Source organism: Alkalimarinus coralli, assembly GCF_023650515.1.
Taxonomy (GTDB): Bacteria; Pseudomonadota; Gammaproteobacteria; order Pseudomonadales; family Oleiphilaceae; genus Alkalimarinus; species Alkalimarinus coralli.
Window position 1 is genome coordinate 4,628,831 of the sequence record NZ_CP096016.1, and the last position, 12,308, is coordinate 4,641,138.

At 46.4% G+C, this 12,308-nt stretch carries 11 protein-coding genes and 1 riboswitch; of the genes, 4 read left to right on the plus strand and 7 right to left on the minus strand.

Annotation, left to right across the window (positions count from 1 at the left end):
* Positions 1 to 2 precede the first annotated feature (2 nt).
* The 6 genes from MY523_RS20930 to MY523_RS20955 are packed head-to-tail and all read right to left on the minus strand — an operon-like array spanning position 3 to position 6,039.
* On the minus strand, positions 3 to 968 hold the full coding sequence (locus MY523_RS20930; RefSeq protein WP_250656605.1) for a glycosyltransferase family 2 protein: 966 nt from the start codon (positions 966 to 968) through the stop codon (positions 3 to 5).
* On the minus strand, positions 965 to 2,044 hold the full coding sequence (locus tag MY523_RS20935; RefSeq protein ID WP_250656606.1) for a glycosyltransferase: 1,080 nt from the start codon (positions 2,042 to 2,044) through the stop codon (positions 965 to 967). The genes MY523_RS20930 and MY523_RS20935 overlap by 4 nt, the downstream gene beginning before the upstream one ends.
* Positions 2,045 to 2,059: 15 nt before the next feature.
* A complete protein-coding gene (locus MY523_RS20940; RefSeq protein WP_250656607.1) occupies positions 2,060 to 3,055 on the minus strand; it encodes an ELM1/GtrOC1 family putative glycosyltransferase in 996 nt (331 codons plus the stop codon).
* Complete coding sequence (locus tag MY523_RS20945; protein ID WP_250656608.1) at positions 3,052 to 3,891, minus strand: polysaccharide deacetylase family protein; 840 nt, start codon at positions 3,889 to 3,891, stop codon at positions 3,052 to 3,054. Before MY523_RS20945 ends, MY523_RS20940 begins: the two co-directional genes overlap by 4 nt.
* Before the next feature lie 6 nt (positions 3,892 to 3,897).
* Positions 3,898 to 5,010, minus strand: coding sequence for a glycosyltransferase (locus MY523_RS20950; RefSeq protein WP_250656609.1), 1,113 nt, complete (start codon positions 5,008 to 5,010; stop codon positions 3,898 to 3,900).
* Between the two features lie 42 nt (positions 5,011 to 5,052).
* Positions 5,053 to 6,039, minus strand: a complete 987-nt coding sequence (locus MY523_RS20955) for a mitochondrial fission ELM1 family protein (RefSeq protein ID WP_250656610.1) — start codon at positions 6,037 to 6,039, stop codon at positions 5,053 to 5,055.
* A gap of 142 nt (positions 6,040 to 6,181) precedes the next feature.
* Between MY523_RS20955 and waaA the strand changes: the two genes are divergently transcribed.
* On the plus strand, positions 6,182 to 7,444 hold the full coding sequence (waaA, locus tag MY523_RS20960) for a lipid IV(A) 3-deoxy-D-manno-octulosonic acid transferase (RefSeq protein WP_250656611.1): 1,263 nt from the start codon (positions 6,182 to 6,184) through the stop codon (positions 7,442 to 7,444).
* 68 nt (positions 7,445 to 7,512) lie between these two features.
* On the opposite strand, the gene MY523_RS20965 is transcribed toward waaA, so the two are convergent.
* Positions 7,513 to 8,865 (minus strand): TolC family outer membrane protein, encoded by a 1,353-nt coding sequence (locus tag MY523_RS20965; RefSeq protein ID WP_250656612.1) that lies wholly within the window; start codon positions 8,863 to 8,865, stop codon positions 7,513 to 7,515.
* 171 nt (positions 8,866 to 9,036) lie between these two features.
* Positions 9,037 to 9,148, plus strand: a riboswitch (TPP riboswitch).
* A 64-nt stretch (positions 9,149 to 9,212) separates the two neighbouring features.
* On the opposite strand from MY523_RS20965, the gene thiC reads away from it, so the two are divergent.
* Genes thiC through MY523_RS20980 form a run of 3 tightly spaced genes read left to right on the plus strand, consistent with a single transcriptional unit; the run spans position 9,213 to position 12,229 of the window.
* Entirely contained in the window at positions 9,213 to 11,096 is a 1,884-nt protein-coding gene (thiC, locus tag MY523_RS20970; RefSeq protein ID WP_250656613.1) for a phosphomethylpyrimidine synthase ThiC, read from the plus strand.
* Between the two features lie 33 nt (positions 11,097 to 11,129).
* Complete coding sequence (gene nudF / locus MY523_RS20975; RefSeq protein WP_370301540.1) at positions 11,130 to 11,750, plus strand: ADP-ribose diphosphatase; 621 nt, start codon at positions 11,130 to 11,132, stop codon at positions 11,748 to 11,750.
* A gap of 26 nt (positions 11,751 to 11,776) precedes the next feature.
* Positions 11,777 to 12,229 (plus strand): DUF1249 domain-containing protein, encoded by a 453-nt coding sequence (locus tag MY523_RS20980; protein WP_250656615.1) that lies wholly within the window; start codon positions 11,777 to 11,779, stop codon positions 12,227 to 12,229.
* Positions 12,230 to 12,308: the final 79 nt, after the last annotated feature.

Consider the following 12,308-nt stretch of genomic DNA (forward strand, 5'->3'; position numbering starts at 1 on the left):
AATCAACCTTTGAACTGTTTAAAAAATGATCTAGCGAGCATAAGTAGCGCTCGAAGAGCCGACTTATTGGGTGGCCGGTACTTTGCCGCTTTACAATAAAACGTTGCAGCCCAAGTATAATGCCCTGTTTCTTCTAATTGCTTTCCTGCTCTGTGCCACCCCTTCCATAAAGCCCAAGGAATTCCTTTGTGCCAAATCTCTTTAGAATTTATTAGTGGGCTGAGGTTTTGATCTAGCAGCCTAGCGTAACGTACTCGTGAGTTTTGGTGGGGCTTATTCGAAAGCTGATTTACGTCCAGAGACTTTTTATAGCATCTATAGAGTATTGGTTCTCCGGCAACTCGCCCCCAGAGTCCATGACATGACACACACATTATGAATAACCGGTCTTCACCATATTTCATTCTTTCATCAAACCCGTTAACCTTAAGTGCGATATCGGTACGGATAATAGAGGCTGATATGTGAGGGGCTGCTGCCATTAAACCTAAGGGGCCATGTTTTCCGTATCCATTTGTATGAGACAATAGGTGACTAGAAATCAGTGTGTTATCTAGTTCAAAAAAGCTCTCGTTCGCCTCTGATGAGCATGCAATATATCGTGTATCTTTCTGGATTTCTGTGTATAGCCTATCTAGAAGGTCGGTTGGCCAAACATCATCTGAGTCGAGAAACGCAACCCATTGGCACTCTTTAACGAGTCTTAGGCCCTTATTTCTTGCTGAGCTAACGCCTTTGTTTTCCTGCTGATGGTATATAAATGTAAACTTGATAGGTGTTTCTTTTTGCCATTTTTCTAGCACGCTTTTAGTTGCATCTGTTGAACCATCATCAACAACTACAACGAGTTCAGGTTGTAATGTTTGGGCGCAGATTGCATTAAGCGTTTCAAGTATCAACTTTTCACGGTTATAAGCAGGAACGACGACACCAATAGAGGCGCGGAGAATTGGTGGTTGGGTATTCATTTCGTGTTCTTAAAACCTTTTAATAGCTCTCTTAAGGTTAGAGAAATTGTTTGGTTCGAAAAGTATTTACTATACATTCTCGCAGCCTCCTCAGATAGTAAAGGTAGGTCCTTTTTTAGAATATTGGATATTGATAGTGCTATATCTGCTGGAGTTCCTGCTGTGACAAAGTTTACTCCATTGCAGCTGTCTAGCGCTGGGGGGTAAGCTCCTCCTTTCATTGTAACTACCGGTTTGCCGCAGGCTAACGCTTGATAAACCTTATTGGGGATGACTCTAAGCGACTTTTCTCCGGTTCCGAATACACCTAAACAAATATCAGATTGACGAATCCGGTCCGGAAGGTCATGGAATGGTATCCAATCTTCAAACGTTACCTCCACTTTAGGGTTGTTTGTCTGTTGAATAATGCGTTCACACTGAGCTCGTTCAGGCCCATCTCCGAGAAAGGTCAGCTTAATCTTAGGGCCGTCATAATGGGTAACTGATTCTGCGATGTAGGTTGGCCCTTGCAACCCGATAAAGGTGCCAAAAAACAATACTTCTGGAATCTCGTTTTTGGGCATTGTTTTCGGGAAAAATAGCGCCTCTTCGGCTGAAACCGGAATCACTAATACCTTGTCTTCCTCACACCCTAACTGATCTACAAAATACTGTTTATGGCAGCGTGTGTCTGCAATGACAATATCAGCGAGAGCGTATAGCTTTTTCTCCCACTTTAGCAGTCGTTTGGCCCGCCGAGAATCAGCTGAGAACTTTCTCTTCTCGTTTACCCGTTTGTCATACGCACTGATGAGTGGGTCAAAAACTAAAGGAATATTTCTTTTTCTAGCCCAGCGAGCCGCCGCGGCAAGGTCTCGCTGCCTGAAGCAGGGCACCCATACCAAGTCGATGTCTTTAAAGGCGTTCAGCGTGGCTTCTAGATTGGCCAGTTTTGAAATACGTGGCTGAAACTCGATGACTTCATGGTCTAGGTCTTTAAGACACTTAATGATCGTTCTATTTCTAGGGTAGTTGGGGCCATAATTCCCGTGTCGTCCCCACCAGAGAATACGTTTTTGAGTATTTGAAGTCATAATAAAGGGGTCAAATTATTGGGGCGAATTAAGTTCGGGGATAATAGCATTTGCTATCTGTGTCTGTATGTCTGGATAATGCTCACAGAAGCGCGTTTTGTCGAACGTTTGTTGGTGCACCTGTGTGATGGGGCTTCTTATAATAAATTGCTTGTGTTGATATTTGTCCAGTGCTTTGGCGTCGTTATTGTCTGGTAACATGTTTAGAGGTTGCAACGTTACTGTGGGCTTATGGGCATAAATTGCTTCTGATACCATGGTCAGGCTGTCTTCAGTGCAGAATATTACACGGCTTTCAGCAAGAAAACGTTTAACGACCTTTTGAGGGTTTGATGAAAACCATATGGCCTCTGCAATACAGTCGTTGGGGAGCCGTGTTTGTAATTTTTCTTCAACAGCTTGGCCTGTTCGTCGGGATGTGGTGACTTTCCAGGTAATATTGTCGCGCTTAGCAATAGAAGCCATTGCGTGTGCTAGGTGACTCCAATCTTCGTTAGTATATTCATAGCCTGCGCCGTCTCCCCCAATCAATAATGTGTAGAACGGTTGCGTCTCAGCAGGGTTTTCAGGAGGGGCAATGTTAGCGGGTGGTAGATCAAGCACGGTATTGTTTGGAACATTTTTTAGTGGTGTTACAGTAAACACCTTGGCTATATTTTGTGGTTTATAGCCTTTCAGTGTTCCGCTAAACGTATTGGTTTGACCCGTGGCTTTGCTCAATGCAATGTTTGCGAATAATGTATTGCCGCCCGCAGAGATGATAACAGAGGGCATAGATTGGGGTAACGTATCATGCCGATAAAAAAATGAGAATGATCGATAGCCTAATAAAAAGGGTAGGTGGTTCGCAATAACGCGCATGAGCGAACGGAGAAGCTTATGCTTTAGGCGGATATTAATAATAACTGCGTCATGGGGTAACGGTGTGCTTAACGCATTACTGATACCAATGCTCTGATTGTAGTGCCCAGCGAGTCCATCTGATAGTATCCATACGGTTTTGTTGCTCACTTTTTCCAGCCTCGCTTACCCGTTTTTATTCGCATTTTGAATGCTAAAAAATTATCTTTACCGCTGATCTTAACCCTCCTAAGTTCAAAGCGGTGTTTATTGACATCTGTCTCGATGCCGCCTTCGGCCAGCACGGCGTTGGTATAGCCGAGTTCTTTTGCGATTACCGGGTCTTCTTTACTGTAAATACCAAACGGATAGGCAAAGCTGTTGATAGGGGTGTTGAGCTGTTTTTCGAGCATAGCTTTGGACTGACTCATTTCTGCATATTTGGTTGGCTTGTCAACGGTGTCAAGGTTGATATGATTGGTGGTGTGCCCGCCAATTTCAAATACACCCGAAGCGACCATTTCGTTTACTTGCTCGTCGGATAATTTAGGTTCTCTTACTAATTCACCACTATTGTGATGCGCTTTTTTCTTGGTTGACCAATCATTGTTGTGTCTGTTTATCACCAGGTAGAGAGTCCCTTTTGCTCCATACTTCTTCATCAACGGGAAGGCTTGAGTGTAGTTGTCTTCATATCCATCATCAAAGGTTAGTGCAACGTTTTTTTCTGGCAACGGTGAACGGTCGTCGACGAGTTGGTTCATCGTTACAAAGTTCCAGTTGTTTTGCTTTAACCACTGCAACTGTTTTTCAAACATCGCAGGAGAAACCCGGAGGCCATTGAACTTCGTGCCAGGCTTTGGATCGCTGACCATATGATACATCAGAATACGCGGGTGCTTATAGTCGACTGCTTTTGCCCACCATGCATAACGAAAGGAAAACCAGATAGCGGCTAAGCCGAATAATGCGAGGAGAATGTATAGAATCAATAGCAATGTGCCCACTCTTTGTTATCTCTTTTCTTGGGTTAGCGTCTCGTACAATTCGAGTGTTTTACGTTTCATTTCAGATAGCAGAAATTGTTTGTTTTCGATTACCGGTTTGCTCTTCCCTTGAAGTATGGCTGTGACCTTTTCTTGAACTTGTTTTACATTATTTAGCTCTGCCGCTCCATCTGGGAACAATGCGGTTAAAATCTCGCCGACCCCTCCATGACTGTAGCCCACAACGGGAACGCCCATGCTAAGGGGCTCTAAAACCGTACGTCCAAATGATTCAGGCTTTGTGGACAGAGACAGAATAACACTTGAAATAGAGTATAGCTCTTTCATATCTGAGCGGTGACCAGCGAAAATGATATCACTGGCAAGGCCTTTCTCCGCAACGGCTTGATAAACTTCTTCTGCGTAGCCTTTTCGTTTTGGATCCTCGCCACCAATCACCAGCCCTTTAACATCGAGCCCTTTGTTTTTTAAGTTGCTAATAATATCTATAAAACCCAAGTGCCCTTTTAGACGCGTCATTCGGCCTGGCAATGTGACGATAAGACTTTTCTCTAATGAGGGGTGTTGTTTGAAAAAACTCTCTTTCCACTTGTCGTCGGCCCGGTAGCCGTAGGGGAATTCGTGGGCATCTATCCCTCGGTAGATTAAACGGAGTTTGCGATGATCTGCCCTGGGGTAGTTTGCTTTAATATAGTGTTCCACTGACTTGGATACCGCAATAACGCGTTCGCCGCAGGTCATTATTTCACTATAACGATTGACTGAGTGTAGGCCATGCATCGTACTGACCAAACGTGGACGATGGTTTGGAGGCATCTTTCTCCACGCCAGCCAAATGATCCAGGCTGGCATGCGGGATCGTACGTGGACGACATCAAAATTTTCTTTGGCCAACCAGTGGCGAATTTTTCTAACCTGAAAAAAAGAAGATAGTGATTTTTTACCAATATCCCATGTAACATGCTTTGAACCAGATTTTTCCAGTGGTTCAACTAACCTCCCTCCCGCAGAAAGAACGGTTGAGTGGTGCCCCGCTTCAACTAATGCGCTGGCGATTTCCAGCGTGCCCTTTTCGACACCGCCACTATTGAGACTTGGCAATACCTGTAATACGTTCATTGATGGCCCATTCATACGGATTAACTTCTGATCTGTTTTGGCTTAATGGGTTAGGTTATTTTGCTTATGTTCAGTGTACTGCTCCAATAGCCACTTAGCGGCTCTTTCTGACTCCCATAAGGCGGTAGGGGAAACCGGGATTATCTCGCCTGGATTTGTTGGCTTAAACTGGGTGGCAACGCCCTCTCGAATTAGGGACTCTATACCTTTGACGATGCGGCCATTTTTTTTGGGGAGCATGTTAAACAAGCCAACCGGCACTCCAGCGGTGACTGCTTCATAGACCATTGAAACACTGTCAGGGGTGACCCAAATCTGTCCGGCTTGTGCCATTTTTTCTTTCACCCACCCGTTCGGTGTGTCGAGGTGGGGAACTATATGAACGTTAGAAAGTTGTTCGTGTTTAAGCTGATCCAAAAATTCGTTTTCTGTTCGTCTCGAGTCACTTAGCGTCCACTTGATTTCTAAATGGGCCTGAGTCAGTTCAGTAACTTGTTGCATAACGTCAGCTGTATTCCAGTGATAATGCTTCGAGTCGCCTCCAATCAGTATTAACCCTGTACTTATATTTGCGCCTGAGTTTGAGTGGCTGGGGGTTATTGTATTGAGCACGCCTTTAGTGGCCAGAGTCTGCCTTCTGCGCTTAGGGTTATCATGCTCCGGTATAATCACTGCGTTAAACCAGCTGAGGGGAAGCGAAGGCTTCATCAAGAGAACGGAAAAGCATTGAAAATACCTCTGAACTGCCAGTACAGCCGTATGGGTACTGTGTCCTGCACCGATGACGATATCTGGTTTATTTTCTCGAAGCTTGGTTGGTATATTGAGCTTCTTTATTAGGCAGTCTAGCAAGGTTGAGTTCAAGTCCTCGACAGAAATCCACTGCTCCTTTGTGGGGGCATGAGCCGCTACCCGCTCACAAAGGCCTTTTAATTGATTAAGGTGGCCTGGCTTATGGTCTGTCACGATCCAGATATTGAGTGGGAGCTGCGGTTTATCGCCGTGTCGAGTTGACTGTGTTTCTTGCATTGGGCTCTATCTCGCTAAGGCCACTAATGGAATGAGTGCTGGTGGTTTACTCTTAAGTGGATTCTACTGATTCTTAGCATTTAACTCTAGCGTCATGATAATATCCACCCCTCCACTTGCTATTTTGTTTAACGGATCTGTAATGGCTCGGCACCTCTATTCTCTACTTTTTTATCTTATTACACCGTTTATATTGTTGAGGCTTCTATATCGAGCATGGAAGGCTCCGGCTTATGCTGCGCGTTGGAAGGAGCGTTTTGCTTTTTTTAACGTGCGCTCGCTTAATAGACCTATATGGGTGCACGCGGTATCAGTGGGTGAAACGATTGCTGCTGCCCCGATGGTTAAGCTATTGCAGCAGCGTTACCCTGAACGGGATATTGTTGTAACCACAATGACGCCTACCGGTTCAGAGCGTGTGAAGGCCCTGTTTGGTGATACGGTTTTTCATGTTTATGCACCCTATGACATGCCCGGTACGGTTAAGCGGTTTCTAAAAAAAATAAAGCCTGAAATGCTGATTATTATGGAAACCGAGCTCTGGCCGAATATCGTGCACTATACTGCGCTCTCTGGTGCTCCGGTGGTTTTGGCGAATGCCAGGCTATCAGAGCGGTCAGCCCGAGGGTATCAGAAGGTTCGTTATATTGCTCAGCCAATGCTGCAAAAGCTTAGCCGCATTGTTGCGCAAAACGAAGCGGATGCAGAGCGCTTTAAGCGGTCTGGTGCGACTGAAGATTCAGTGGTGGTGTCTGGAAGTATTAAATTTGACTTTACTCTAGATGAAACACTGATAGATAAAGGGGCGGAGTTGAGGTGCCAGTGGGGTTGTGAACGGCCTGTTTGGGTTGCTGCAAGCACTCATCATGGGGAGGATAGCCCGGTGTTGGAGGCGCATCAGAAACTTTTAGCGCGACGGCCTAATGCGTTACTGATTATTGTTCCTCGCCACCCTGAGCGCTTTAAAAATGTCTATCAATTGTGCTGTCAGGCGGGGCTTAAGACAGCCCGGCGTAGCTTGGGTGAATCGCTTGATGAGACAGTTCAGGTGCTGCTGGGGGATACCATGGGGGAACTCATGCTCTTTTATGCGTCTGCCGAGGTTGCATTTGTTGGTGGGAGCCTGATTGAGAGCGGCGGGCATAACCCGCTTGAGCCGGCCGCGCTAAAAATGCCCGTTATAATGGGGCCTCATGTGTTCAACTTTGAACCTATTTGTCATCAGTTGTCTGATGCCGGTGGCCTTAAGTTTGTCGGGTCTTCTGAACTGCTTGCTGAAAGAGTTGCCGAATTCTTTGACGATGAAACGTATAGGAAGGAAGTCGGATTAGCGGCTAACTCGGTGGTTGAGGCTAATCGTGGCGCGCTGAGCAGATTGTTAGAGGTGATTGACGCTGTATTATAGGGTGTGCCACGCGCACCAAAAGAGTTGAAGCGGTGCGCATGGCGCACCCTATAACGTTTGCTAGCGCCTTATGGCTGTGTTTGAGTAGAGGTTTGAGTTTGGCTAGAGGCCTGTAGCCACTTATTCAGGTCGACTAAATCCTGTGGGCTAAGCGTTCCCGCCGCCTGCTTGATTGAAAGACTGTCAATCACGTAATCAAACCGTGCATTTGCGTAATCTCTTAATGCGACAAAATAATTCCTCTCAGCATCGAGTACTTCAACGATGTTTCGTGTGCCTACGCTATAACCGGCTCGGGTTGCTTCCAGCGCACTTTCGCGTGAAACAATGTTCTGTTTTTGCGAGGCTACGGTATCTATGTCGGTTTTAATTGCGGTATAGAGGCTGCGAGTGTCCAGCTTTACATTGCGTCGAGTGGTTTCCAAAATTTGACGAGACTGCTCAACTAAAAAGCGTGAACGCCTGATGCTTGCTGAAGTTCCACCGCCTTGGTATAGCGGTAGCTGAAATACAAGCGCGACGGTAGCGTCATCACGAGTGTTATCAAGCGGGTTGGGGCCATCATAGTCATTTACCGAGTAGTTAGCCGTTAGGTCAAGCGTCGGGTAGTGGCCAGACTTTTCTGTTTTAAGCTGTTCATTGAGTGATTGGAGGGCTAGCTCGGCTGATTTGATTGACCAGTTTTGCTGGTATGCGGTGTTGACCCACTCATCGGCATCGGCGGGGGTTGGCTGAGTAATGGGGAACCCTTCACTTAATTCATTAACTTCTTCATATACAACACCGGTTAAGCGTGCAAGGTTTTCGCGGGCGATTTGCAAGTCACCTTCACTTTGAATTCTCGATGTTTTAATTGAATCGTAAGAGGCTCTCGATTCATGGACTTCTGTTATCGCAATCAAGCCGACATCGAAGCGCTCTTTTGCTTGCTCCCACTGCCTTTTAAAGGCGGCTTCTGCAGATACCGCTGTTGCAAGGTTCTCTTCCGCTCTTAGTACACCAAAATAAGCGGTTGCCGTCGTTAGCATGAGGTCTTGTTGTGCTTTTGAGAAGTCTGCCTCTGCCTTTTGGCTATTGTATTGACTGGCTTGGTAGTTAAACCAGGCATCGGCTCTAAATAATGGCTGGGTTAACGAAACCCCATACTCTGAAGACTTGAAGCTGTCATCTGCCGATGATGCATTGTCATACTCCTGATCAGTATGGGCTGCATTGGCATTTGCGGTGATGTTAGGCAGTAGAAACGCTCTTGCCTGGTAAGCGCCTTCTTGCTCTGCTTGGTAGGCTGCTTGAGAGGCTGCAAGGTTGGAGTCATACTGAACCGCTTGCTCGTAAACGGTAATCAGGTCTACAGCAAGTGCTGATGAAGATGCGAGCAACGTGCTAATGGTGGTGGCAAGAAGTTGTTTTGTGTGTTTCATCGGGTGTCCTGTTTCTCGTCCATTTAGGAAAAACGAAAGAAGTTCAGTTTGTGTATGGGATAGCGTAAGTGCAGCGAGCCAACAAGTGCGCTTATGATACTGCCATCGATATAATACTATCTGGGTTCTAATAGCATTATGGACAATATTAAGTTATATCTCTACACTTTAGCTGTCTTGTCGGGGTGCTATCTATCAACAATGGGTAGCTGAGACTGAGTTTTCAGAACCCGTTGACCTGATCCGGTTAGTACCGGCGTAGGGATTCGAGATCAAATCTGATTTGATATCTCTCTTCCCCCCATTTCTTCTATTCAAATTTAACGTTCTATCTTGGGGTATATTGTATGAATGCAAGGCCAGAAGATTTTCTGAGTGATTCGGCTAAAGTAGACCAGGCATCTGTTGCACCATTGCCAAACTCAAAGAAAGTTTACATCGAAGGTAGTCGGCCTGATATTCGGGTGCCAATGAGAGAGATAAGTTTGGCGGATACCCCAACCGATATGGGGGGAGAGAAAAACCCGCCAGTAACCGTCTATGACACGTCTGGTCCATATACCGACCCTATTGCAGACATTGATATCAGGAAAGGCTTGCAGCCTATTCGTTCCGGGTGGATCGATGAGAGAGGGGATACCGAGACATTGTCTGGGTTTACGTCGGATTTTACCAATCGGCGGTTAAATGACCTGACCCTTGATCATATGCGATTTAACCATTTTAGCGCGCCTAAAAAAGCTAAAGCGGGAAAGAATGTGACGCAGTTGCATTATGCTCGTCAAGGTATTATCACGCCCGAGATGGAATTTGTCGCCATACGTGAAAATATGAGGCTACAGGAGGCCAGAGAGAGTGGTGCATTGGATGAGCAGCATCCAGGCCAGTCGTTCGGGGCGTCTATTCCGCAGCAGATTACACCTGAGTTTGTTCGAGATGAGGTTGCACGCGGGCGTGCAATTATTCCTTGTAACATTAACCACCCTGAAGTCGAACCAATGATTATTGGTCGAAACTTTCTAGTTAAAATCAATGGAAATATCGGTAATTCAGCGGTGACGTCCTCTATAGAGGAGGAGGTTGAAAAGCTCACATGGGGTGTGCGCTGGGGTTCTGATACGATTATGGATCTGTCAACGGGTAAAAATATTCACGAGACGCGAGAGTGGATTGTTCGTAACTCTCCTGTCCCAATAGGTACCGTGCCCATCTATCAAGCGCTTGAAAAAGTAGGCGGCGTTGCCGAGGATCTGACATGGGAAATCTTCCGGGATACGCTCATCGAGCAGGCTGAGCAAGGTGTTGATTACTTCACTATCCATGCGGGTGTGCTACTGCGATATGTGCCAATGACCGCGAAGCGCGTCACCGGAATCGTCTCTCGAGGCGGTTCAATAATGGCGAAGTGGTGCTTGGCGCATCACAAAGAAAACTTTCTCTACACCCACTTTGAAGATATCTGCGAAATAATGAAAGCGTACGATGTCTCGTTTTCGTTGGGGGATGGCTTACGTCCAGGGAGTATCGCTGATGCCAATGACGAGGCTCAATTTGGTGAGTTGGAGACATTGGGTGAGCTGACTAAAATCGCCTGGAAGCATGATGTGCAGACTATTATCGAAGGCCCAGGGCATATTCCCATGCACATGATCAAAGAGAATATGGACAAGCAGCTGGTTGAGTGCGGGGAAGCACCCTTCTACACATTGGGGCCACTGACAACGGACATCGCACCGGGTTACGACCATATTACATCGGGGATTGGTGCCGCGATGATTGGCTGGTATGGTTGTGCCATGCTGTGTTATGTGACGCCTAAAGAGCATTTAGGGCTACCCAATAAAGACGACGTAAAAACCGGTATTATTACCTATAAAATTGCCGCTCATGCCGCAGATCTGGCAAAAGGTCACCCTGGCGCCCAAATTAGAGATAATGCCATGTCCAAGGCGCGATTTGAGTTCCGTTGGGAAGATCAGTTTAACTTGGGGTTGGATCCAGACACAGCAAGGGCTTACCATGATGAAACGTTGCCAAAGGACTCGGCAAAAGTGGCACACTTTTGCTCAATGTGCGGACCTAAATTCTGCTCAATGAAAATCAGCCAGGAGGTTCGCGACTACGCAGCAGATAAAGAGTTGGATGATGTTGATAGTGCGCTGGAAAAAGGGATGAGCGAGATGTCTGAAGAGTTTCGAAAACAGGGCAGCGAGATATACAGTAAGGTTTAAGTAGCCAGGCGGGAGCGAGTGAGAGTGAAAGATATTAAGCAGGTATTTGACGGGGCTGATGTGAAACTGTCGCCCCGCGAGAGGGCTTATGATGGATTCTTCAAAATTGACCGTTACCGCTTGTCGCACAAATTGTTTGAAGGGGGCTGGAGTAAAGAGCTACAGCGGGAACTTTTTGTGCGAGACCATGCGACCTGTGTTTTACCGTATGATGCGTTAACAGACCAGGTAGTTCTGCTGGAGCAGTTTCGTATAGGGGCTTTAGGTCAGAACCAAAGCCCTTGGTTGTTGGAATTGGTCGCAGGCATTAACGACGAAGGAGAAACACCCGAAGCTGTTGCCAGGCGAGAAGGCCGCGAAGAGGCGGGGATTGAGTTCGGGGAACTGAAGGCGATCTGCCAGTACCTGGTGTCTCCGGGTGGTACGAATGAGAAAATTTATTTATATTGCGGGCAGGTGGATGCATCAACAGCGCAGGGGGTTCACGGGTTGGATCATGAGGGGGAAGACATTAAGGTGCATGTAGTTCCCGCTCTGCAAGCGTTTGAATATGTTGCCAATGGGCAGATAAACAATGCGGCGTCCATTATTGCCTTACAGTGGCTGCAACTAAACCGAGACACGTTAATAGCCGAATGGGCTAAAAGCGGCTAACTAAGTCATCGATTACAGGGGGAAGCATGAGCCTTAAGCGCCGGTACGTTCCTGATATTAGCCGCCTCGGTGCGCTAGGTGATGGCAACTATTTGCGCCTGCTAAAGCTATTGCCCCGTGAACTGGATGGCAATATCGCCGAATTTCAGCTTTCATCAGGTACGACTTATTTTGGCTTAATTCGCATTAGGTTAATTGAGGCGTGTAAGTACACTGACACCATTTATCTAGAGCAAGTTCATAACTCCGGCAAGTGGCTGAATAATCCCAAGATGACCGTTCGTCTCTACCATGATGTCGGTATGGCTGAAGTGATCAGTTGCTGCCGTCATCGGCGTATTCAGGGGGTTAACGATTACCCCAATCGGTTTATGCACCATCCGGACGAAAAAATTCAAATAAATGCGTTTCTTGCGGAATGGTTAGACTATTGTCTTAAGTTTGGGCATGCAATTTGCGACCTGACCAGCAAAATGTGAATGCCAGACTGGTAAATTAATGCTGCAATTAATAAAGTGGCCATTAAATTCACATTATATAGACAAGTGCTGGCACGAC

Excerpts from the sequence above, each read along its gene's own strand:
- MY523_RS20930 (WP_250656605.1), bottom strand. The coding sequence starts at position 968 with ATGAATACCCAACCACCAATTCTCCGCGCCTCTATTGGTGTCGTCGTT.
- MY523_RS20935 (WP_250656606.1), bottom strand. The coding sequence starts at position 2,044 with ATGACTTCAAATACTCAAAAACGTATTCTCTGGTGGGGACGACACGGG.
- MY523_RS20950 (WP_250656609.1), bottom strand. The coding sequence starts at position 5,010 with ATGAACGTATTACAGGTATTGCCAAGTCTCAATAGTGGCGGTGTCGAA.
- MY523_RS20955 (WP_250656610.1), bottom strand. The coding sequence starts at position 6,039 with ATGCAAGAAACACAGTCAACTCGACACGGCGATAAACCGCAGCTCCCA.
- waaA (WP_250656611.1), top strand. The coding sequence starts at position 6,182 with ATGGCTCGGCACCTCTATTCTCTACTTTTTTATCTTATTACACCGTTT.
- MY523_RS20965 (WP_250656612.1), bottom strand. The coding sequence starts at position 8,865 with ATGAAACACACAAAACAACTTCTTGCCACCACCATTAGCACGTTGCTC.
- thiC (WP_250656613.1), top strand. The coding sequence starts at position 9,213 with ATGAATGCAAGGCCAGAAGATTTTCTGAGTGATTCGGCTAAAGTAGAC.
- MY523_RS20980 (WP_250656615.1), top strand. The coding sequence starts at position 11,777 with ATGAGCCTTAAGCGCCGGTACGTTCCTGATATTAGCCGCCTCGGTGCG.